At 40.3% G+C, this 23,895-nt stretch carries 18 protein-coding genes; 8 read left to right on the forward strand and 10 right to left on the reverse strand.

Annotated features, from left to right (window positions below; all coding sequences use genetic code 11):
- Nucleotides 1-81: 81 nt before the first annotated feature.
- Both QNI22_RS19215 and asnB read right to left on the reverse strand, forming a co-directional pair.
- The gene (locus QNI22_RS19215; RefSeq protein ID WP_314513142.1) at nucleotides 82-2,475 is read right to left on the reverse strand and encodes an ABC transporter permease; all 2,394 of its coding nucleotides are present in this window, start codon (nucleotides 2,473-2,475) and stop codon (nucleotides 82-84) included.
- Nucleotides 2,476-2,689: 214 nt separating this feature from the next.
- Complete coding sequence (gene asnB / locus QNI22_RS19220; protein ID WP_314513143.1) at nucleotides 2,690-4,606, reverse strand: asparagine synthase (glutamine-hydrolyzing); 1,917 nt, start codon at nucleotides 4,604-4,606, stop codon at nucleotides 2,690-2,692.
- 192 nt (nucleotides 4,607-4,798) lie between these two features.
- Between asnB and QNI22_RS19225 the strand changes: the two genes are divergently transcribed.
- Entirely contained in the window at nucleotides 4,799-5,878 is a 1,080-nt protein-coding gene (locus tag QNI22_RS19225) for a hypothetical protein (protein ID WP_314513145.1), read from the forward strand.
- Between the two features lie 714 nt (nucleotides 5,879-6,592).
- Here QNI22_RS19225 and QNI22_RS19230 read toward each other — a convergent pair.
- The gene (locus QNI22_RS19230; protein WP_314513147.1) at nucleotides 6,593-7,639 is read right to left on the reverse strand and encodes an oxidoreductase; all 1,047 of its coding nucleotides are present in this window, start codon (nucleotides 7,637-7,639) and stop codon (nucleotides 6,593-6,595) included.
- A 378-nt stretch (nucleotides 7,640-8,017) separates the two neighbouring features.
- Between QNI22_RS19230 and QNI22_RS19235 the strand changes: the two genes are divergently transcribed.
- Both QNI22_RS19235 and QNI22_RS19240 read left to right on the forward strand, forming a co-directional pair.
- A complete protein-coding gene (locus QNI22_RS19235; RefSeq protein WP_313981120.1) occupies nucleotides 8,018-9,271 on the forward strand; it encodes an efflux RND transporter periplasmic adaptor subunit in 1,254 nt (417 codons plus the stop codon).
- A gap of 78 nt (nucleotides 9,272-9,349) precedes the next feature.
- Entirely contained in the window at nucleotides 9,350-10,027 is a 678-nt protein-coding gene (locus QNI22_RS19240; protein ID WP_313981118.1) for an ABC transporter ATP-binding protein, read from the forward strand.
- A 25-nt stretch (nucleotides 10,028-10,052) separates the two neighbouring features.
- On the opposite strand, the gene QNI22_RS19245 is transcribed toward QNI22_RS19240, so the two are convergent.
- The gene (locus tag QNI22_RS19245) at nucleotides 10,053-10,193 is read right to left on the reverse strand and encodes a hypothetical protein (protein ID WP_314513150.1); all 141 of its coding nucleotides are present in this window, start codon (nucleotides 10,191-10,193) and stop codon (nucleotides 10,053-10,055) included.
- On the opposite strand from QNI22_RS19245, the gene QNI22_RS19250 reads away from it, so the two are divergent.
- A complete protein-coding gene (locus tag QNI22_RS19250) occupies nucleotides 10,183-10,452 on the forward strand; it encodes a PX domain-containing protein (protein ID WP_313981116.1) in 270 nt (89 codons plus the stop codon). The genes QNI22_RS19245 and QNI22_RS19250 overlap by 11 nt on opposite strands.
- Nucleotides 10,453-10,549: 97 nt before the next feature.
- Nucleotides 10,550-12,940: an ABC transporter permease gene (locus tag QNI22_RS19255; RefSeq protein ID WP_314513152.1), complete on the forward strand. Its 2,391-nt coding sequence runs from the start codon at nucleotides 10,550-10,552 to the stop codon at nucleotides 12,938-12,940.
- A 58-nt stretch (nucleotides 12,941-12,998) separates the two neighbouring features.
- Here QNI22_RS19255 and dusB read toward each other — a convergent pair whose 3' ends face one another.
- Nucleotides 12,999-13,988, reverse strand: a complete 990-nt coding sequence (gene dusB, locus QNI22_RS19260; protein WP_314513153.1) for a tRNA dihydrouridine synthase DusB — start codon at nucleotides 13,986-13,988, stop codon at nucleotides 12,999-13,001.
- Between the two features lie 203 nt (nucleotides 13,989-14,191).
- Here dusB and QNI22_RS19265 point away from each other — a divergent pair, with 203 nt between their 5' ends.
- Nucleotides 14,192-15,166 (forward strand): CPBP family intramembrane glutamic endopeptidase, encoded by a 975-nt coding sequence (locus QNI22_RS19265; protein WP_314513154.1) that lies wholly within the window; start codon nucleotides 14,192-14,194, stop codon nucleotides 15,164-15,166.
- Nucleotides 15,167-15,193: 27 nt separating this feature from the next.
- Here the strand turns inward: QNI22_RS19265 and QNI22_RS19270 are convergent, their stop codons facing one another.
- On the reverse strand, nucleotides 15,194-16,423 hold the full coding sequence (locus QNI22_RS19270; RefSeq protein WP_314513155.1) for an alanine dehydrogenase: 1,230 nt from the start codon (nucleotides 16,421-16,423) through the stop codon (nucleotides 15,194-15,196).
- Entirely contained in the window at nucleotides 16,416-16,841 is a 426-nt protein-coding gene (tsaE, locus tag QNI22_RS19275) for a tRNA (adenosine(37)-N6)-threonylcarbamoyltransferase complex ATPase subunit type 1 TsaE (protein WP_314513156.1), read from the reverse strand. Before tsaE ends, QNI22_RS19270 begins: the two co-directional genes overlap by 8 nt.
- Nucleotides 16,842-17,016: 175 nt before the next feature.
- On the opposite strand from tsaE, the gene QNI22_RS19280 reads away from it, so the two are divergent.
- Both QNI22_RS19280 and QNI22_RS19285 read left to right on the forward strand, forming a co-directional pair.
- Nucleotides 17,017-17,895 carry an SPFH domain-containing protein gene (locus QNI22_RS19280; protein WP_313981232.1) on the forward strand — a complete coding sequence of 293 codons (879 nt, stop codon included), beginning with the start codon at nucleotides 17,017-17,019 and terminating at the stop codon, nucleotides 17,893-17,895.
- A gap of 49 nt (nucleotides 17,896-17,944) precedes the next feature.
- A complete protein-coding gene (locus QNI22_RS19285; RefSeq protein ID WP_314513157.1) occupies nucleotides 17,945-18,142 on the forward strand; it encodes a type II toxin-antitoxin system antitoxin in 198 nt (65 codons plus the stop codon).
- Nucleotides 18,143-18,238: 96 nt separating this feature from the next.
- Here the strand turns inward: QNI22_RS19285 and QNI22_RS19290 are convergent, their stop codons facing one another.
- The 3 genes from QNI22_RS19290 to QNI22_RS19300 are packed head-to-tail and all read right to left on the reverse strand — an operon-like array spanning nucleotide 18,239 to nucleotide 23,870.
- Entirely contained in the window at nucleotides 18,239-21,301 is a 3,063-nt protein-coding gene (locus tag QNI22_RS19290; RefSeq protein ID WP_314513159.1) for an efflux RND transporter permease subunit, read from the reverse strand.
- 58 nt (nucleotides 21,302-21,359) lie between these two features.
- A complete protein-coding gene (locus QNI22_RS19295) occupies nucleotides 21,360-22,445 on the reverse strand; it encodes an efflux RND transporter periplasmic adaptor subunit (RefSeq protein ID WP_314513160.1) in 1,086 nt (361 codons plus the stop codon).
- A 60-nt stretch (nucleotides 22,446-22,505) separates the two neighbouring features.
- Nucleotides 22,506-23,870 (reverse strand): TolC family protein, encoded by a 1,365-nt coding sequence (locus tag QNI22_RS19300; protein WP_314513162.1) that lies wholly within the window; start codon nucleotides 23,868-23,870, stop codon nucleotides 22,506-22,508.
- Nucleotides 23,871-23,895: the final 25 nt, after the last annotated feature.

Here is a 23,895-nt window from a genome sequence, read left to right on the forward strand (position 1 = left end):
TAGTGTAATGGTCAGATTTTAAAATAAAGAACTCCTAACTTAGATGCACTATCTGAGTTAGGAGTTGCTTCATAAAAATAATTATTCGCTTCTCAATGATCGGGTTGGATTCATCAGAGCAACTTTTACAGATCGATAGCTTACTGTTAGTGTGGCTATTAGGACTGTGAAGCCAATCGCTATCCCAAAGATGTCAGGTCCAATGGCTACCTTGTACTTAAAGTCCTGAAGCCAACTGTTCATTACCCACCATGCCAAGGGTGCTGCAATGACAAATGCTATGGCAATGAGTCTGACAAATTCTTTTCCAAATAGCCACAATACATGGCCTGTCGTAGCACCCAATACCTTGCGAATACCGATTTCCTTGGTTTTTTGTGCTGCCATAAAAGATACCAAGCCATACAGACCCAGACAGCCAATAAAGATAGCAATACCTGCAAAGGCCTGAATAAGCTGGAGCATGATGTCATCCAATGCATAAAATTCAGCAATCTTTTCATCCAGGAAGGAATGGCTGTATACATACTCAGGATAGGTCTCATTCCATACCTTTTCCATAGATGCCAGCGTTGATTTTATATTAGCAGGATGTATCTTAACAGCACAGTTATTATACATGTCGGAAACAGACATTATACAAATTGGACTAATATCTGTACGGAAAGAATAGTTGTAGAAATCATTTACTACGCCCACAATAATGCCTTTCTGATGATCTCCATTCACGCTTATGGGCTTTCCTATTACATCCTGAGGAGCTTTAAGACTCAGCTTTTTCACAAAGGTCTCATTTACGAGAAATTCTCGTGCCGTATCAGATGGAAAGAGGTTTCGGCCTGCAACCAGTTTTAAACCAAATGTAGCTACATACTGGTAATCGGCGTCTTTCCGGTTAATCGCAAACTTCTCCTCTTCTGGTCTGTTATCATAGCGTATATCTGTATTGTTATTAGAGGTTGCTGCCGGAGCCTGGAAACAAAAGGATACATTATTTACTCCTGAAATTTCGGAAAGACGAGTGCGTAAGGTGTTCATCTTTACCTTGTCTGAAACAGGTACAGGCAACATTACAACAGACTCTTTTGTGAATCCCAGATCTGATTCTTTGGAATAACGCATTTGGTTGGCAATAACAATAGTGCCAATAATGAGAGCCTGTGAGATAGCAAACTGGGCTACTACCAATATTCTTCTCAAAGAAAATCCTCCCACGTGTTTTTGGGAGATTTTTCCCTTTAAAGCTAATATAGGTTGAAAGCCAGCGAGTACCAGGCCCGGATACGATCCTGACAGAAAGATAACCACACCTAGCAAAATAAACAGAAAGCCAGATAGATAGATATCCTGAAAGACATTGATAGACAGTTGACTCTCAAACAATCCGTTTACATAAGGTAGTGCAAGGTTAGCCAGCAAATAGGCTATAAGAATAGCTACAAAAGAAATAAGCGCAGTTTCTGAGATGAATTGCCAGAATAGCTGCGCTGGCTGGCTTCCCAATACCTTGCGTACCCCTACTTCCTTCGAGCGGTTTAAGGCTTGAGCAGTTGCCAGATTCACGAAGTTAACACACGCAGTAATGATCAAAAATATCCCTATCCAGGTTAGTGCCCAAAGGTTCTTTTTTTCGACATACCCATCCATATTGGGATTAAAGTGAATGTCGGCTATCGGTTGTAACCTGAACTGGAATTCGGCTGCATCTCTTCCTTTATAATATTTTTTAGACATGCCAGGCAGAGCCTTTTCTACTGTTGCTTCTGTGACTCCTGGTTTTAAAAGGACAAAACATTGCAGATCGCTATACACACCACCCCAGCTATCATCAGCAGCAAGGAATTTGCTTTGGTCTTTCAGATTTGAATAGGAAAGAAAGATTTCGTGACGACGGTCGGTGTTGGGAGGTAGATCCTGTAGAATTCCGGTAATCTTAAAATCCAACTTATTGTCAAAGCGAATTACTTTACCAATAGCATTCTCACCCGGGAAATATTTGTCTGCCAGTTTATGTGTAATAACAGCTGAGTTAGGTTGAGTTAATGCATTTTTTTTATCTCCTTCTAAAAAAGGAAAATCGAGTATATCAAAATATTGAGGTTCGGTGAATGCAACTCCTGCCTCTTCTTCAAATTTCTTATTTGTTTTTGAGGAAGGAATGGAGATTAGAGCATCATGAAAAGCTGTTACCCGTGCTACTTGTTCTGCAAAAGTAAAATCTTCCCGAAAAGCCTTTCCTGCCGGAGCGGGTACTCCCTGTGAGTATCCCATTTCTTCACCATGAAACTCTGTGACCATGCGATAGATTCGATCTGCCTTGGTGTGGAAGGTATCAAAGCTCAAATGATACTTGATCATCGCAAAAATCAGAATGCTGCAGGTAATGCCCAATGCCAGACCAAGGATATTAATCATTGCATAAGTTCTGTGGCGCTGCAGGTTTCGCAAAGCAATTTTGAAGTAGTTGCGTAGCATAGTCTTGAATGTGCTAGTGTTTGTTTATCTCGTGAAGATCTGTTGCAAACAGCTTACCAAATTTTGATGAAGGTTCATATTGAAGTATTTAAGGCTTGCTCTTCGGGTATAAAAGACAAAGGGTGTTCATTTTCGAACACCCTTTGTTCAGTTACGTACATCCGCTAAATGTATAATAACTCTATCTGTTTTACTTATCTACTTCTTTTTGATCTTACTTTACTACTGAAACCCCAATATTTTTCTTCCACCAGTATTGAAATACAATCAATCCCCAGATACGGGCATGCACATCTTCCGGATTGGAGGAAAAAAGTTTCTCTTTCAATTTACGAACCTCTGTCACTGAGAAGATGCCTTGTTCTGCAATAAAGTCGTCATTCAGCAGATCGTTTGTGATCAAGCTTTTCAGCTCATTACGCATCCATTTTAGCAAAGGCACTTCGAATCCATGTTTAGGACGTTTGTATAGTTCGGGTGGTAATTCATTCCGGAAGGCATCCTGTACGATTTTCTTCTTCATGCTACTATCAATTTTGTAGCTGGTAGGCAATGAAAAGGCAAATTCTACCACTGTATAATCCAGAAACGGATTACGTACTTCCAGACTGTTTGCCATACTCATCATATCTACCTTAGTCAACATATCGTTGGTTAGCACCAGGTCTACATCTGTAAGCAGGAAGTTGTTAAAGTCTTTGTCTGTGAGCAGGTGTTGCAAGGAAGCTTTTCTGCGATTCTGCAACTCCTGTTCTGCCTTTTCAGACTCAGGTAGGTTAAGTAATGCACTCGCCTGGGCTTCACTTGTAAATGTAGCCATACGCCAGTACCGATCACCAGCAGACATTTCGGTAATCTCTGCAAACTTTTGCAGCTGGCGTACTTTATTACCCAGTGCAGCGCTACGGGACTTAGGCAACACATCCCATAGACCTTTCAACCCGGCAATGACACTATTCTGCCATCCTCCCTCTCTCACACGAAACTCTGCTGCATGCTTGTTGTAACCAGCAAATATCTCATCCGCTCCATCTCCGCTTAATGCTACAGTTACTTTCTTACGTGTACGTTTACTTAGAATGTATACTGCCAATGCGGAAGAATCGGCAAAAGGCTCATCCGTGTAATCCAGCATGTCATATAGACCATCCAGCAAATCATCATTACTGAGTGAAAACACAGTATGATTGGTGTTAAACTTCTTAGCTACCAGATTAGCATATTTAGTTTCATCAAAAAATGGTTCATCCCGATAGCCAATAGAAAAGGTATTGAGGTGTTGTGTATGTCTTGAAGCCAATGCTACAATCACAGATGAATCTATTCCACCAGAAAGAAATGCACCCAACGGTACATCAGCAACCATACGACGTTGTACAGAAGCATCCAACAAGGAAGCAAGATCCTTTTGTGCTTGTTCGTAGCTGCCTGTATACGTTTTCTTGGATTTAACCTGCTCGGGAAGATTATACCATTGTTTTACGGAAACTTCTCTGCCTTTGATCTTTATAAAATGTCCGGGCATAAGCTTCTTTACATCCTTAAAGATTGTATTAGGAGCTGGAATATAGTTAAGCTGAAGATATTGTTGCAATGAAGCATAATCCACTTCTTTTGGAAACCCAAACACAAACAAAGCCTTCATTTCAGATGCAAACAACAAACGATCTTCATCTACAGTATAAACCAGAGGCTTCACCCCAAAGCGGTCTCTGGCAATGAACAGACTTTCATCCTGTTTGTCATAAATCGCAAACACGAAAAATCCATTCAGGCGATTCAGACAACGTTCGCCCTCACGCTTATATAGTTGCAGTAATACTTCTGTATCTGAAGTAGATTGAAATGACACTCCATGTTGCTCAAGCTCTTTCCGTAGTTCCAGAAAGTTGAAGATTTCTCCATTGAAAACGATAGTATACCGTTCTTCGTCATCTGTCATGGGCTGATTGCCTCCACTGCTGGTATCAATAATAGATAACCGCCGATGCCCGAGTCCTACATAATTATGTGTAAATGTATTGCCTCTGTCAGGACCTCGCAGGCTTAATGCCTCGGTAGCATTCCAGAGATTAATATGAAAAAACCGACCTATTTCATTAAATGCATAAACACCTGTAATGCCACACATACAATTTCAGATTTGTGATTGTGATAGAGTAACCATGCAAGATACGTAGAATGTATGAATTGTGATGCGTAATTTTAGCCTGTATCTTTCTTCGAGTCTGTTATCAGACAATTTTTATATTTACAGGAAACATCTTTCATACATAGCTGCATAAGCGCAGTATAGAAACATCTATCTATTTGAGCATTTCTGATGGAAACAGAAAAAATATTCGAAATAAAGTTCTCTGGAGAAGAAACAATTGTATCTGCTACTTTATCCAATTTTGACGAATGTGTCATGTTGTTAAGTTCTGGTGATGTGATCAGATATAATCTTTTAGAACAGACCGGACAGCATCTATTTTCTGTAGGAAGCCAAATCGAACGTTCAGATGGCGGGTTTGATATACAAGCTCCTTCTACTATTTACACATTAGATTCTATTGTGGTAGTTGTGAATGACTACAAATGTCAGGGCTTTATTCATTATCCAGGACACTATAATTCACTCCATTTATGGAGAGAAGATTATCATGCAGATATTTCCCGCTTCCCTATTGCCTTATACAAAGATCTGTCAGGCACACCTCATATTATTTATTCAGTGGCATGGAACCACATTCAAATTATGAATCTCTCTACACTTCAAATATTGACAGCTGCCAAATCTTTAATTGAGGAAGGTGCAGAAGAGAGACATATTGCATTCTATAGTAATCATACAGAAGGGAATAAATCACCTTGGCCAAGACCTTATGATTACTTCTTTGGCAAATTATATATGTCTCCTAGCCAACGTAAGTTTTTAAGTGCAGGTTGGGCATGGGGTTCATACGATTGTTACAACGTCTATGATATTCAAGAATTTATCACAAATAATCGCATATCGCATCAGGCAATAAGTGGATGGGAGCATGATAATCGTACTGTGTGTTGGATCAATGATAACACAGTGATTGTAACTTATAATCCGGATAGAGAAGGAGATGAAAACACCACACCCGAAACTCCAAGTGAAATCCATTTTTATAACATAGCTGAGAAAAAGTCTATACTGGAAAGAAGGATTGCTGTTAAAGGCATAAATATCACTAACTATACGCTTTATTATGACACAGCTTTAGATGTGCTCATCGCACTTTCTTTCAAAGAGGGTGTAGCTATTTTATCACGAGATGGAATAATCTTGTATAGAGATCAATACTTTAAGGCAGATGAATATTATCCAGCTTTTCGACTTTTCCTTAAAAAAGGCGATAGATCAATTAGCTTGTATGGAATAAAATCATGAATGCTCTGGTATGACCTAAGCGATTCGAATTCAGTTCATCTGCTGAAAACAAAAACACATATACTACTTAGCTGACGAAAATGCTTTTGATTATTATTCGAATCGTTTTTGAGTTTGACCGGAATACCGATCATATCTAAAAAATATTCGAATAATGGTCAATTTTTATTTTGACCTAAACTCTGTTCACTTTATGTTTTTGACCGGAGTTTAGGTCATGTCTGTTAATCACTGGAACTCCAGTCAAATTTTCAAACTATCAGAATACTGATAATTGCTGGACACAATCAGTATTCTGATTGTCTACAAACAAAAACATGAGTCATCCCGAATTTTGAGTAAAGAATGCTATTGAGAAAGGATAATACATGTCACAAAGAGAGTTGTGATGCCTTCAATCGTGTGTGGTAGTGAAGGTGCGTTGGCATTCTTTTCTCCGCGAGGTTGGCCTTTGGCCTGCGGGCGGAAGGATCGGAGAAAAGGGCCCTTTTTTGCGGCTAGCACACATCCTGGCCCAACAAATTCTCATTTATTGTCCTTTTTTGGGCAAGCAAAAATTGAAGAAGCCACAAGAAGAGTAATGTAAGTGACAATAGACAAATGACGAGAGATTAATTCTCAAAAATTAACCCAAGCCCATATTTTCAAAAACATAGGCTTGGGTTTTACTCTCATCTAAAATCCAAGATGATTCATGTTTCCTATTTTCATACATTACAGATTTATAGTCCGTTTTTCCTGATGGCTCTGATAAGCAGCTTCAATAATCTGAATTGTCTGAAGAGCTTCTTCTGGCTTCACAGCTAGTGGAGCATTATGAACAATGGCATCATACACATTTTCATAGAAATGCCGGTAATTACCTGCCAGAGTTTCTATTTTGCTTTTATAATGCAGTCCATTGTAAGTAGTATTTAGTGTACCCCATTCACTTTCCGGCTCTGCTCCCCAATTAGGTTCCAGTGGAAGGCGCCCTGCTTTCAGTGCATCTTCCTGCGGATCAATACCCCATTTTAAAAATGAGCCGTCTGTGCCATGCAATATATAACGAGGTCCCTGTTCACGCACCAGATAACTGGATTTCAGAATAACCCGAATATCTGAATAATGGAGTATCAGATGATAGCTATCGTCAATACTACCTCCAGGGCGTTGAGCCCGGAGTTCGGCGGTTATAGCCTGAGGCATCCCAAACAAGACAAGTGCCTGATCAATCATATGTGACCCCAGATTGTATAAAATACCTGATCCCGGACCGGTTTCTTCCTTCCAGGTATTGGCTTCTACATAATTTCGATACCGGTCATAATGGGCCTCAAACTCCACCAGTTTACCCAGCAGATTTTGTTTTACGACTTGTTGCACCGTCAGAAAATCACCATCCCACCGACGATTCTGAAACACAGTAAGTACCCTGTTTTGCTGTTTTGCCAGCTCTATTAGCTTTCGGGCTTCTTCTTTGGTAACAGTAAAAGGTTTTTCGACTACCACATGCTTATTCGCCTGAAGGGCTTGCTTACACATTTCAAAGTGGTGTGCATTGGGTGTATTCACTACAACCAGTTCTATGTTTTGGTCAAATAAGATTTCATCCCAGGTTTTTACTCTTACAGTTTCCGGGAAATCGGTTTTCGACTTCTCTGAAGTACGTTCTACAATCTTTTTGAGCCAGAAGCCACCAAGTGATTTGAGTAAAGGACCATGAAAAACCTTACCAGACATTCCGTAGGCGGCCATACCTACCTGTATAATTTTATTCATAACAATATCTGTCATTTATATACCTGCGTTCTGAGTGTATTTTTTCTGTTTGCAATAAGACATTGCAAGCTAAGTGATAATGAAAGTTTTCCAAATAAACCCCTTCACTTTCTTCTTTATAATCAAGTATGTAGAACCTTAAATATATAGGTCTATCTCACCAAAAAGATCCGTTTAACCAGTTTGTTCAAACAATCTGTTACACCACTGTCCGCTTTCGGACATGCTTGTTCGCAGTCGAACAAATATAGAGCCTCTAGAGTGGCTAATTTCGCACAAAAACGGTCTTTTTATTTTTGGCACAGCAATTGGCATTAGTCTTACCAACAGAATAACTTAGAATCATACTTACTAATTACCATAAATTTCTATTACGTCATGGATCGCAAGATTGAAAAAAAGAAGTGGACGCCAAAAAAAATTGCTTACATCGGGGCTGCATCCTTATTTGGAGTCTTTGCTATATATAGCCTTCTATTCGCTAACAATAAATCGAAACTGAATGTAGAATCAGATAAAATCACAGTTTCTACTGTTTCGAAATCTGCTTTTACAGAGACTATCCCGGTGACTGGAGTAGTACAACCTCTTAAGACAATTCGTCTGGACGCTATTGAAGGTGGTTATGTAAACCGCAAGTATATGGATGGTGGTAATATGGTAAAAAGAGGTGATACCATTCTGCAATTACAAAACCACCGTCTGATGATGGACTTTGTAAACCATGAAACAGAGATGTATCGTTTGATCAACGAGTTACAGAATACACGATTAACACTGAAACAAAAACGTTTTGAACTGCGTCGGACATTATCAGAGTTGGATTTCAAAATTGGTCAGGCAAAGGATCTGTATGAAAGAAATAAGAAACTGGTAAAAGACAAATTAATTTCTGAGCAGGATTTCTTTAAATTTAAAAATGATTACGATCAACTGGTAAGACAACGCGAAATTGAAATAGAATCACAGGAATTCCAGGAACAAAACGCTGTAACTCAGATCAAACAACTGGAAGGAACACTGGCTCGCACCAACCGTAACCAGAAAATGATGCAGGATAACCTAAGCAACCTGTATGTAAAAGCACCTGTAGCTGGCCAGCTTTCTACCATAGATGTAGAAGTAGGTACTAACATCAATGCAGGTCAGAACATTGGTCAGATTGACGACTTGAATGGCTTCAAGATGCGTGCACAGATAGATGAACACTATATTTCACGAATATATCTCGGCTTGAGAGGAGAATTTGACTTTAACGGAAAAACCCACGAACTTACTATCAGCAAAATATTTCCTGAAGTAAAAAATGGACGTTTTGAAGTGGATATGATCTTTACCAAAGGAGCACCGGAAGGAATCAAGCGTGGTCAGTCGTCTCCAGTTCGCCTGGAATTGGGTAAAGCAGAATCAGCCATCTTATTGCCAACAGGAGGATTCTTCAGTACTACAGGTGGTAACTGGGTATATGTACTAGATGAAAGTGGCAAACGTGCTACCAAACGTAATATTACCCTAGGCCGTAAGAGTCCGGAATACTATGAAGTACTGGAAGGTTTGAATGTAGGAGAGAAAGTAATCACATCTTCCTATGAAAACTTCGGAGACAACGAAGTGCTGGTACTGGATAAATAAAATCAGAAACCTGTGCTTTGTTTCAGAGCACAGGTAAAACATAAAATCATTCACTCATTTCTATATTTCTGCACTCACATGATCTCTACCCGAAACCTGAAGAAAGTATTTACGACTGACGAAGTCGAAACCACTGCGCTCAACGGAGTTAGCATGGAAATTAACGATGGCGAGTTTGTTGCCATGATGGGACCATCTGGTTGTGGCAAATCAACCCTGCTAAATATCCTCGGCTTGCTCGACAACCCTAGTGAAGGCGAATACCATTTCTTCGGACATGAAGTAGCCAAAGTATCCGAACGCGAACGTGCCAGATTACGGAAGGGTTCACTAGGTTTTGTATTCCAAAGCTTTAACCTGATTGACGAACTTACTGTATACGAAAATGTGGAGCTACCACTGTTGTATCTGAAAGTTCCTGCCAGTGAGCGTGTGAAGAAAGTGGAAGAAGCACTAGAGCGTATGAATATGATGCACCGTCGCAATCACTTCCCACAACAGCTTTCCGGTGGTCAGCAACAACGTACTGCGATTGCCCGTGCCGTAGTAGCGAATCCAAAACTGATACTGGCCGATGAGCCTACTGGTAACCTTGACTCTGTGAATGGTGAAGAGGTAATGAAATTATTACGCAGTCTGAATGAGGCTGGAACCACTATTATCATGGTGACTCACTCACCCTATGATGCAGGTTTTGCACACCGAACCATTAACCTGTTTGATGGTAAAGTAGTAACTGAAAACTTCCACGTATAATATATTTTTCGTTTATAGTCAGTCATTAGATGCGTAAGGATTCCCATACCAGGGAATCCTTGTTGCGCAACATCCCTTTCTTGTCCTGAAAGGCTTTTGCAATGGCTACTGTAAACTGCGAGGTCGGTAGTTTCACTATAAATGCACATCCAATTATGGCACACATCGCAGTCCCAATTCCTTCGCTTCCAGGCAAGCAGGATATTGAAATCGAAGTCACTATCAATGGTCAAAAACAGCAACTACAGTATCGGGTAGAACTTTTCTATTGGGAAGACTGTCACATACCAGTCATTGATCGAGCCGATTGCATTAAACAAATGCTTGCCAAATACGACCAGGATTGGACTCTGTACTACATTGGTACCCCGACAGATGAGTTTGTTCCTATTACTTTCCGCAAGAAAGGAGTCGCAGTATTGTAGACGTTTACACAGCAGCTAATTTTCCAAACACATCACTTCCACTTCGTTATTGGAGTGGAAGATTCTTTTTTACCCATATTAAACCCATCTTATTGGAATGATACGAAACTATGTAACTATTGCATTCAGAAATTTATGGAAGAATAAAGCATTTTTTCTGATTACAGTGTTTGGTCTGTCTATAGGCCTTACATGTTGTCTGATAATCAGCTTGTATGTACAGCATGAATTGAGCTATGATAAATTCCACCAGAATCGTGATCGGATTGTACGTGTAGTGATGGAGTATAAAATGGGCACAACTGTAACAAAAGTAGGTGTGACAGGAACCAAAGTAGCTCCGGCCTTTAAAAGAACCTTCCCAGAAGTCGAATCTGGTGTCCGGTTGATGAAATATGCCTCTGTATTGAAATATGAAGACAAGCTTTTTGAAGAACAACAGTTTCTTTTTGCTGACTCTACTTTTTTTGATGTATTTTCCTTTCCTCTGCTACAGGGTAATCCCAAAACAGCACTGGCGGGACCTGATAAGATTGTACTCACTGAAGCCTCTGCTAAAAAATACTTTGGCAATACCGACCCTATTGGTAAGATATTATCATCTGGAAAGAAAGATTATATGGTTACTGGTATAGTTGGAAATGTTCCATCCAACTCACAGATACAGTTTGAATTCGTAGCTTCCTTTGCCTCCTTATCCGCTGCTACAAAACCGGAAACCTGGTTTAATGCCAACTACACAACCTATCTTTTACTAAAAGACGCACATGCAATCCAGACACTTCAGTCAAAGATTACGCCATACATGAAAACTCAGGCAGCAGAAACAGGTGCGACAGATGGAAATTATCTTACCTATGAACTGGAGCCTCTTACCAGGGTACACTTACATTCCGAAGTTGGTGGTCTGGAGCCTAATAATAGCATTACTTATATCTATATCTTTGGTGCTATCGTATGCTTGATTCTGGGTATTGCCTGCGTTAATTATGTAAACCTTACTACTGCCCGCTCACTGGAACGTGCGCGAGAAGTAGGTATGCGCAAAGTACTGGGAGCAGTACGTCATCAGCTTTTCTGGCAGTTTATTGGTGAGTCTGGTATTATTACCAGTGTCTCTATTCTTTTAAGTGTAGGGTTAACGGCTCTTTTGCTTCCCTACTTTGCTGTATTATCAGGACAATCAATTTCGCTGAATGTACTGGCTCAGCCTACCACTTTGGTTGGATTGGCTCTGGCTGGAGTCGTGATTAGCTTTCTAGCAGGTAGCTATCCAGCACTACTGCTTTCCAAATTTCAACCCATCAAGGTTTTGAAAGGTGATTATAAAACATCTGGCTCCGGATTGTGGCTCAGAAAGTCGCTTATTGTCTTTCAGTTTGCGATTTCTATATTTCTGATCATTGCGACCTTTACAATTCAGGGCCAGCTTAGTTTTATTCAAAACCGAAAGCTGGGTTATAACAAAGACCATATACTTGTGTTGCCTTCAGATGGGAAGATCCAGAAGAGTATCTCAACTATTAAAACAGAATTTAAACGCAATCCTAATATTCAATCTGTTACACTTGCCTATGAAACACCCACTTTTATTGAAGGTGGCTATAGTATGAGAAGACCCGAAGTGCCAGAGTCACAAAGCATGTATGTAACCGCTATTCCAGTAGATGAGGATTTTGTGAAAACGCTAGGATTGCAAATTATTGCCGGAAGCAATTTTTCAGAAACAGACATGAATGATGTATCAGGAGAGGATTATGAAAAATACCGTTATCACTACATTGTCAATGAATCCGCAGTAAAAGCATTGGGTTGGAAGGTAGAAGAGGCAGTAGGAAAACGTATGGTTTTGAATAAAGAAGGAGAAATAAAGGCGGTGGTGAAAGATTTTCATTTTGCTTCCATGCACCAGAAAATTGAACCTCTGGTAATCTTTCCACAAAAAGAAAGCTATGGGGTTATGATGGTAAAACTATCCGGACAACAACTACCGGAAACAATAGAGTTTCTCAAAGAAAAATGGCAATCACTGGCACCTCACTATCCTTTTGAATACCACTTCCTGGATGATGAATTTAACCAGATGTATAGTTCTGAGCAACGAACTGGCAAGATCTTTACCTTGTTTGCCTCTCTGGCTATTGTGCTGGCTTGTCTTGGTTTATTTGGACTGGCAGCCTACACAGCTATGCAGCGTACCAAGGAAATAGGTATTCGTAAAGTACTTGGAGCTTCTATCGCAGATGTAGTTATGTTGCTTTCCAAAGATTTTGTTAAACTTGTTTTTATTGCTTTCCTGATTGCTACCCCTATAGTATGGTATGCTATGGATAAATGGCTGCAGGATTTCACTTATCGGATAAATCTCTCCTGGTGGATATTTGCAACTGCAGGTATACTGACAATGATTATAGCATTACTGACAGTGAGTTTCCAAGCTATTAAGACTGCTATTATCAATCCGATTAAATCGCTACGTAGCGAATAAAGTTAGAATACTCTTAACCAAAAGCGGCTGAAACTTTCAGCCGCTTTTGGTTTTTGTATCAAATCATAACTGTATTGAAATGGTTTGCTACTTCGTCCAGAATACTAAGAATATCTGCATAATCAGGTGATTCTACCAAACGCATCCGGTACGGTTTAAAGTGATCCAATCCTTTGAAATAATTGGTATAATGGCGGCGCATTTCAAAGATTCCAAGTTTGTCACCTTTCCAGCGAATAGAAAAATCCAGGTGTTTTTTGCATACGTCTACCCGTTCCTGGATAGTAGGTGGAGTCAAATACTCCCCTGTATGGAGATAGTGTTTAATTTCCCGAAAGATCCATGGATAACCAATCGACGCACGACCAATCATAATACCATCCACACCATAACGGTTTTTATATTCCAGTGCCTTCTCAGGTGTATCAATATCTCCATTGCCAAATATAGGAATCCGTATACGTGGGTTTTCTTTTACCTTACCTATCAATGTCCAGTCAGCCTCTCCCTTATACATCTGTACACGTGTACGTCCATGAATGGTAAGTGCTTCAATACCTATATCCTGTAACCGCTCTGCTACCTCCAGAATGTTCTTTGTATTATCATCCCATCCCAGGCGCGTTTTTACAGTGACTGGCAGATGAGTCGACTTCACAACAGCCTCTGTCATCTTGATCATCTTGGGAATATCTTGCAGCAAGGCAGCCCCAGCTCCTCTGCATGCTACATTTTTTACTGGGCAGCCATAATTAATATCGATCAGATCCGGTTGTGCTGCTGTAGATATTTCAGCGCATTTGCCCATCGTTTCCACATCACTTCCAAACAGCTGTATGCCAATAGGACGTTCGTATTCAAATATATCCAGCTTCTGCCGACTTTTGGCTGCATCCCGAATTAACCCTTCGGAAGATATAAACTCCGTATACATCAGGTCTGCTCCGTTTTCCTTACATACTGCACGAAAAGGAGGATCACTGACATCCTCCATAGGAGCCAGGAGCAACGGAAATTCTCCTAATTCTATCTCCCGAATCTTAGCCATAGTCAAAAGCTTGTTTACTCTTATTATAAATAGTTACTATTAATAAATCTGCAAAGATACTCAATTTTTGAGCAATCCGTCAACAACCGGAACAGTTTACCATTATTAAACAGCAACTGTCCAGTCAGATTCTGGTCTCTCAATAATTTACGTGTATCTTTGCAAAAGAAAACCTCTCTAACCATTTATTGGTTCATTTTATTATGCAACAACCATTTCCGCCTCGTCCACTGGTTAATCCAGCTATTGGTTTTATATTATTAATTGGTTTTTTCCTCCTGGGGCAATTTTTTGGGAGCCTGTTGGGAATACTATTTACTCTTCCGTATTTCAGTGGAAATCCAATGGCTGCATTCCAACAGATTCCACAGATCCTCACTAATGATTTCTCACACCCACATGCCTGGGAAATAGTGATGATTGTGCAGGCATTCTCTTCATTTGGTGGATTTATTCTTGCAGCCTGGATCTATTTGTTTTTTATTGAAGGTAAAACTCTTCGATCAATTAATACAAATGGGAAGATAGATTTTATTCCTTTATTGCTTATTGTCTTTCTGGGATTGGCTTTCATCATTCTCAACGAATGGATTTATCAATGGAATCGCAACTGGGATTTACCTGATTGGCTGTCTGGTTTTGAAGATTGGTCTCGTAGTCAGCAGGAAAAATTAGGGGAATTGACTCAATTTCTGACCAATTTTGAATCGCTCCCTAAACTAATTATTGCTCTTGTTGTAATTGCTGTTTTGCCTGCTATTGGCGAAGAGCTTATGTTCAGGGCTGCGATGCAATCCATATTTCTGCGCTGGTTCAGGAATCCTCATGCAGCAGTATGGGTTACAGGTGCTATTTTCAGTTTTATCCATTTTCAGTTGGATGGGTTCATTCCCCGCTTATTGCTTGGGGTTGTATTTGGTTATTTGTATGTCTGGTCTGGTAATATATGGTATGCTATCTGGGCACACTTTATCAATAATGGGGTGACTGTGCTTGGCGTTTTCTTTAATAAATCCGAAAAAGCAAAAATAGATCTGGAACACACCGAATGGATCACCTGGAGCCAGGCCCTGATAGCAGCGGTAATATGTAGTGTGATTTTGTGGTATCTGAAACGGTTATTTGATCAGTATTCTCAACCTAATCAATCACTTTCTGAACAATATACTTATCGGTAAGATAAAAAATCAACCTGAATCTGCTTATTACAGACGAGCAGCCATAAGCAGATTCAGATCCTTATGTGGCATATTAAACTTTCTAGCAATATGCTGATTGGTAACACTTCCCTTATAGGTATAGACACCTTTCATAAACCACTTGTTGCGGAAAATCATTTCATCAATCCCTCCCAAAGTACCCATTTCCAGCAAATAAGGTGTAAATATATGACTCAAGGCCATTGTAGCAGTGTGAGCAACCCGTGATGCAATATTAGGTACACAATAATGAATTACACCATACTTCCGGAAGATTGGATTGCGATGAGTTGTAATTTCTGAGGTTTCAAAACATCCGCCCTGGTCGATACTTACATCCACAATCACAGAGTCAGGTTTCATGGTCGATACCATTTCATTGGTCACTACAATTGGACTGCGCCCTTCTTCCATACGCATGGCACCAACCACTACATCAGCCCGGTTAAGGGCCTCTGCCAGTAAATCCGTTTCCAGCGTAGAGGTATGAATCTGATGCCCTACAGCATATTTAAGACGTCGGAGACGGTAGATATGTCTATCAAATACTTTAATCTCTGCACCCATACCCATAGCAGTTCGGGCAGCATATTCAGCAACTGTGCCAGATCCAAGTACAACCACTTTGGTAGGCGGAACACCAGTAATACCACCAAGAATAATTCCACGTCCGTTATTGGCACTATTAAGGTATTCAGCAGCAATAAGCATAACTGTATTGCCTGCAATCTCACTCATAGCACGAATTACTGGCATACCTCCCACCTTGTCCTGAAGCAACTCAAATGCCAGTGCTGTAATCTTCCGTTTGTTTAAGGCTTCAATATATGTATGGGTAAGCTTGGCAGATTGCAGTGCTGAGATCAATGTTTTACCAGGCTTCAAGTATCCTATTTCTTCATCAGTAGGAGGTTCCACTTTTAAGACGATATCTGCCTCAAAAGCTTCTTTTGCAGAATAAACAATAGTGGCACCTGCATCACTGTAGGCTTGATCACTAAACTTAGCAGCTTGGCCAGCCGTAGTTTCTACACAAATACGATGTCCATTGCGTGTAAGGATAGACGTGGCTTCTGGAGTAAGTACCAGGCGGCTCTCATCCAGATCCCGTTCTTTAGGTAAACCTATAAACAACTGCTTTTGCGTAGTTTTCACTGCCAGCAATGATTCTTGCGGATATAATGCCGTTTGTGAGGCAAGTTCTTCTATCCCGGAAGAGGAAATTTGGCTACCCATGTTTGGATAATTCTAAGATTCGGCCGTTTTGCGCATCTAAATTAATACTAATTTTCAGATATTTTGCAGGTAAAAGATGTGGAATTTTTGCCGACCACTCTACAAAACAATAACTATTTGAGTCAAAGTACTCTTCTATACCCATATCCATTGCTTCTGTTTCATCTTTAATGCGATAAAAATCAAAGTGATAACAGGACTCACCTTTCGCGGTAAGATATTCGTTGACCAAGGCAAAAGTAGGGCTTTGAACAGTATCTTCTACACCTAATTTTTCACAGACAGCTTTTACAAGAGTAGTTTTACCTGCACCCATTTCTCCTTCTAGCAACCACACTTTGTATTCATCTGCCAGCTTTATCAGAAAACCGGCAATGAAGGGTAATTCTTTCAGGGAACTATATTTAAGTGTAAACAAGGGCTTCTGAGTTAAAAAATCGAAAGTCAAAAATAATATCCCTCTTCCTGCCTGGCAAGTCTTTCTTTCTTCTTTCTGCTTTTAATTGTAACAGATATACAAATAAAACTAATAAATAATTGGAAATTTAATATCTATATGATATCATTACAATATCACTATAGTTTAAACTACTATGACACGCGAAAAACTTTATTTACCTCTTTCTGGATACCTTATGGTATTCGTTGAATTAATCACTCTTATTGCTGGCATTTTGCTGATTATAGCAGACTTTTCTACACCTCCAATTTCTTTGGCAAGTCTGATGGGTGCATTCTGTCTATTAGCATTTGTATTTATTCTGCCAGGCTTTTTTATAAACAATCCCAACGAAGCAAAGGTATTATTACTGTTTGGCGAATACAAAGGCACAGCACGAAGAGAAGGTTTTTGCTGGATTAATCCTTTTTTTACTAAAAGGCATATTTCGCTGCGAGCTCGTAACCAGAATGGAAATGTATTGAAAGTAAATGATAAACTGGGTAACCCGATCGAGATAGGTGCAGTGTTGGTCTGGCAGGTACAGGATACAGCGAAAGCAACTCTGGAAGTAGAAAACTACCAACAATATGTAGTTATTCAAAGTGAAGCAGCTGTCCGTCATCTGGCAAATACATTTCCTTATGATGATATTGATGAACATACAGATGGCATTACGTTAAGAGCTAGTGCTGACCAGGTAAATAATCTGCTGGAAAAAGAATTGAATGAACGTCTTGACAGAGCAGGTATTAAAGTGCTGGAAGCCCGGATCAGCCACCTTGCCTATGCACAGGAAATAGCAGGAGCTATGTTGCAACGTCAACAAGCTACGGCTGTAGTAGCAGCTCGCCGTCAGATTGTGGAAGGTGCTGTTGGTATGGTAGAAATGGCTTTATCCAAACTTTCTGAAAAAGAGATCGTTGTATTGGATGAAGAACGTAAGGCGGCCATGGTAAGTAATTTACTGGTAGTTCTTTGTGGAGAAAAAGGCACACAACCAGTATTGAACGCAGGAACTTTATATCATTAAAACAAATTCATTGGGTGCCTGATGGTCCTGATTAACCCTACCAATTACGATGGCAGACAAAACGGACAAAAAAGCATTTGCCTTACGTATCCGGGCTGATGTAATGAATGCACTGGAGCACTGGGCTGAAGATGAATTTCGAAGCCTAAATGGACAGATTGAATACCTTCTGGTGAAAGCGCTACGGGAAAATGGGCGATTGGAGGATAAAAAAAATTCTGATACTCAATCAAGTGATGGTGAATAGACTCATTACCAATAAAAGACAAAGCGCCTGTTTCTTAACAGGCGCTTTGTCTTTTCCAGCTATTATCAGGATTTGTGTTGAAATTGAAAGACTGTTTTATTCTCCGGCTACCAGTTGATTTTTCAACTCAACTTTTGGAGGTAATAGCTTATACATTATCGGTGTCACAATTCTTGATAATAAAGTTGAACTGATCAAACCTCCGATCAGTACAAGAGCCAATGGTGAATAGAGAGGATTCCCTTCCACTGCCAGAGGAATCAATCCCCCTATTGCTGTCAGCGAAGTTAACACAATCGGAACGAACCGGATTTCACCTGCATGTTCAATCGCTTCCTGTAACTCTATCCCCTCTTCCCGCAGTTGATTGGTAAAATCCACCAGCAGAATCGAGTTCTTCACTTCTATTCCTACTAGGGCAATTAATCCAATAACTGCCACAAATGACATCGGATAGCCAGTAAGTAAAAGCATGACGATGGCTCCTACAATGCCCAGTGGAATAACCGATAAGACGATAATAGAGCTTTTGAAAGTGCCAAATTCCAGAATCAATACACCCAGAAAACCAAAAGCTGTAATCAGTATGATCGTCCCTAAACCTCCAAAGGATTTCTCTCTGCTCTCCAGTTCTCCAGCTGCTTTGTATGAAAATCCTTCCGGAAACTTCATCGCATCCAGCTTTTGCAACACCTGTTGGTATACATTATCTGTCAGATAGCCACTCTTAAGGAAGGCAGTCACAGATACATACCGATCTTTGTCATAGTGTCGGATCAGATTGGTAGAAGTTTCTAACTGAATGTCTGCAATCTGCTTGAGAGGCACAGATGTTCCGATGGCAGAGTTAACATACAGATTTTTAAATACTTCCAGATCTGCATATTTTCCTTTAGATACAGTAGTTACAATATTATAGTCATCACCATCCTCATCTTTAAATACACCAATATTTAGTCCGGCTACAGCTAATCGTATGGTACGGTTGATGTCCACAATCGGAATACCCAATAAGCCGGCCTTTTCTTTATTGATACGTATTTTCAGACTGGTTTTGCGATTAGCCAGAGGGTTGTTTACATAAATTGTTCCTTCCGTTTGTTTCAGGATAGATTCTACTTTGGCTGCTACTGTTCGCATGGTATCCAGATCTTCACCAAATACACGTATGGCAATAGGTGCCTCCTGATTAGGACCTTGTTCAAAGTCCTTTACCTCAATTTTGGCATTGGGGTATTTCTGAAATTTTATCCGCAACTGGTCTATTAAAGCCACCTTTTGAGCTACGGGCATTTCTTCTGTTTGTACAAAGATCTGCGCAAAGTTTGGCGACTCTCCTTTCTGAATGACATTGTAATAGATGCGAGGATTTCCTTTTCCAACATTGGAAGTGAAGTAGGCAACTTCTGGTGTCTTATGCAGATTAGCTTCTACATATCTTGTCACTCTGTCCGTTTCGTAAATGTTAGATCCTTCCGGTGTTTCGATGTTGATCAGAAACATAGGCTTTTCTGATTTCGGAAACAAACTGAAACCTACTGTCGGTAACAACATCAGTGTCCCTCCAAAGATAAGCCCGGCTACAACCAAAGTAATGATAGGGTGAGCCAATGCCCTGTGTAACAATTTACTATATGTACCACTGATACCTTTCTTCAGGATACGGAGAAAAAAGTTTCCTTCCGGGTTGTGGTGGTGTGCCAGAATACGACTGGATAAGAAAGGAACAATTGTAAGCGAAACCAGTAGTGAGGCAATGATAGTATATGTTACTGCCATTGGAAGGCTTCTGATAAAATCACCTGATGCCTCAGGTAAAAAGTTCAATGGCATAAACGCGAGTACCAATGTTGTAGTACAACCAATTACTGCAAACGTAATTTGTTTGGTCGCTTTAATCGCTGCTTCTTTTTTACCATATCCTTCCCGAAGATAACGCTCAATATTTTCAACAACCACAATAGAGTCGTCTACCAGAATACCCAATGCAACAATCAACCCAACAATACTGAGCTGATTAATCGTAAATCCGGTATAGTCTAACGCTGCAAGCCCCATAGCTATGGATAATGGGATAGAGATCATAACCACTGTAGAGGCACGCCAACCTAATGGAAGTAATGTGATCAATACCAATACAATCGCAATCAGGAAGTCCTTAGCGAATCTTGTAAGACGGTGCTTGACACTAACCGACTGATCAAAATTTTTCACCAGCTTAATATCTACAGGTAATTCTTTTTTAAACGACTCCAGTACTGGGTTAATCTTATCTCCTACACTGAAAATATTCTCGTTAGACTTTTGACTGGCAGTAACCAACACACAACGTTTTCCATTGATACGGGTAAGGTGTTTCTCTTCATCATAATTAAACTCAATGTTGGCAACATCTTTCAGGTAGATAATTTTAGTACCAGAGGTATACACAATGGTATTCCGCATTTCATCCAGATTGGAGTAGTCTCCACTTGTTTTAACATTGAATTTCCGAGTATTGAGATTTACACTTCCGGCAGGAATATTCAGATTTTCACTTTGTAGTGCCTGTACTACTCTATTCAGAGGAATACCTTCCTGAGCCATCTTCTCAATGTTTAGTGAGATACGTACAGTTTGTTCCGGATAGCCCCAGTCATCTACGTTTTTCAGACTTTTAACTTTCTCCAGGCGTTCTTTAAGCTTGTCAGCATAGTCTCCCAGCGTTTTGTAGGAGGCAGACTCTGACACTAGAGCTGTTTGTAGGATACTTACATCTGTAGGTGAGAATTTCAGGATATTCATTGAGAAAATATCCTGCGGTAAAATGGTTTTAAGTGCATTTACTTCCCGAACAATCTCCTGGTATTTTTCATCCGGATCGGATTCGTATTTGTATTCAATAGTAACTACGGCAAGACCGTCATCAATGCTGGAGTAGATATTGTTCACATTTTCTAGTTCGTTTAATCGCTTCTCAACCGGATCTACCACCAGTTCTTCCATGTCGGCAGGGTCTGTGCCAGGATAGACAATGACCAGACTAAACGAGGGTGCCTGGAATTCGGGATCTTCTCCTCTGGGCATATTGAAAAGGGAGTTAAGCCCAAGTCCTACAACGGCTATAAACAGGACAAGCATAAACTGCCAGTTTTTGACAGAAAATTCAGCTATGTGCATCTTCAGGTAAAATTAAAAATAAGGGAATGGCTATATAGTCAGCGTATGTAGCAAAACACTATTTGCTTGTGCCGGAATCGTTCATAACAGCTACATCCGCTCCTTCAGTAAGGAAGGAGGCGCCTGCAGTTACTACCTCTTTTATTCCTTCGAGTCCACTGGCAATCATAGCTCTTTGGTTATCAAAAAATGCAACCCGAACAGGTAGTTTCTTTACAGTGTGTTTGTCTGAACTGACTACATATACAAAGGCTTGCTGACCATTACCCTCTACTAAGGCTTCAATCGGAATAATGGAATAGGTATGACTTTCATTCGGGACGATTTCTGCACGAGCAAATAAGCCAGGTGCAAAACGCTTATTACCTGGTTTTACCTGTACTTCTATCTCATACAGTTTATTCTGTGGATCTGCTGCCTGAGCTAATTCTGTTACAATTCCTTCAAATGAATCATTGGGGTAGGCATCCAGTGCTACTTTGGCTTTGTCTCCAATTGAAAGCTTTGCCCAGTCTTTATCTGAGACACCTACACGTACGACCCAGTTTTGTTGTCCGGTGGCAGCTACATATAATACTTGTGCACCAGGACTAGCCAGTTCCCCTTCATTCATCAGTTTTTTCAGGACAGTACCACTTGTTGTAGCACGAAGTTGAGAGTAATTCTGGTTAAACTGTGCAATCGTGAGGTTTTGGCGTGCCACTTCCTGTGCTGTAGTTACATTCTGAAGCTGTTCCAGGGTCGCTGCTGTGTCTGCATAGAGTCCTTTCACGCGTTGCAGATCACGTTCCGCTTTCTCGTATGACTGGCGGGCTTGTAGTACCTGGGCATTGATTTCAGTCAGGTTTAAAGTTGCCAGTAGTTGTCCCTGACTTACTTTTTGTCCCTCCTTTACATAGATTTTATCAATAATTCCACCTGTCTTAAACGATAAGCGAGCTTCTACGTCAGATGAGATCAATCCTGATGTAAACACAGATTCGGTACGGGTTTCTTCTTTGACAGGAGCCGTTTGTATCGCAACGGACGTATCGTCTTTCTGTGCAGCTGTAGTGGATTTGGCTTTCTGGCAAGCTACAAAACTCATGGGTGCTAGTCCGAGTGCCAGTAGTACTAAGTATGAAGGTAGGCGAAGGTTTTTCATAGTAGTTTCTATACTAACTGAGTAAGAGAAGATGGTCTAAATTCTTGTAAAGTGTGTCTATTACTGTAGTGCAATGACTTTATTTAGCTGAGCTTGTTTGGCTTGTAAGTCATATCGCGCAATAGAGACAGATAGTCGGGCAGTTGTGACATCGTTCTCTGCCCGTAAAAATTCAACCAGTAGAGCCTGGTTGTTGCGATAACGGCTGTCTATAATCCGGAAAGATTGTAATGCTTTATTTAACCCTTCTTCGGCTGCTGTCAAACTTTTTCGGGATGCCTGCAAATCGTAATAGGCCTGAGTAACCTGTAAGCGTATCTGCTGTTGTAGTTCTGTGAATTTACTGGAAAGCAGGTTGGCCTGGATACGGGATTGCTGTTCTTTGGACCGTTTTTCTCCTCCTTTGAATATATTCCACTGAAGACCAAATTGTGCAATCGCGTACTGTTGCGAAGAATCAAATGTATAGCCAAATCCCTGATATCCTACACTACCTCCTACAAATACATTGGGTAGCAGCCGGTTATTGCGATTAAGCCGTATGTTGTTTTCGTTTGCTTTGATACTATGGTTAATCTGCTGGATCTCCTGACGGTTGGAAAGAGCTGTTTGTTCGAGATCTGTTAAAGATGTTTGAGCAGCAGAAGTATATGCAGCAGAATCGACCAGAATAGAACTAGTCAAATCCCGATTCAGCAAAAAGTTGAAGTAAGACCGGGCCGTCTGTTCATTTTTCTCTGCAAAAGCTAACTGTTGCTCTATTTTTGAGATCTCATATTCAGAAGAGAATACCACATCTTTGGTAGCTGTATTATTAGCAACTAGCTTCTGATTTAGTTTTAATAACTCCTGTAATATCGTTTTTGACTGAGTCAGTACTTTACTGGCTTCCAGAGTCTGAAGATATTGATAATAGGCTTCTACAATAGTGTATCGCAATTCATTTTCGTATACATTACGTCTGGCAAGTTGAGCCGAAACAAGATCCTTCTGAATTTTGTAGCTAAAGTATATATCAGAGTTAAAAATAGATTGCTGAAAGGCAATCGTTGTTTCTTGGAAATTATTGGGAGCAAGTTGTATATCCACATTCTGAACCGAAGGAAACTTATCTGTACCTGTCATCTGATTTAAGGTAGCATACACAGGGTTAAGCAGATCACCTACCGGAAATTGCAGACGCCGACCTCCATAAGCAAGTGTATAGGTGGCATTGAGATATACTCGCGGCATATACAATGCACGTACCTGTGTTAGTGTCTCCATACTTTTTTCAAGTTCGAGATTTTCCTGCCTCAGAGTCAGATTGCTTTTTATCCCTTCTTTTACATAGTCTTCTAAGACAGCCGATTGGGCATATAACATAGAGGGAAACAACAGGACAGTAAACATCCGGAAACAACGCGTTGTAATCCTGGTGATCATGTTTTAAAAAGTTAACACTGTTTAG

Origin of the sequence: Xanthocytophaga agilis (assembly GCF_030068605.1) — a bacterium.
Classification (GTDB): Bacteria; Bacteroidota; Bacteroidia; order Cytophagales; family 172606-1; genus Xanthocytophaga; species Xanthocytophaga agilis.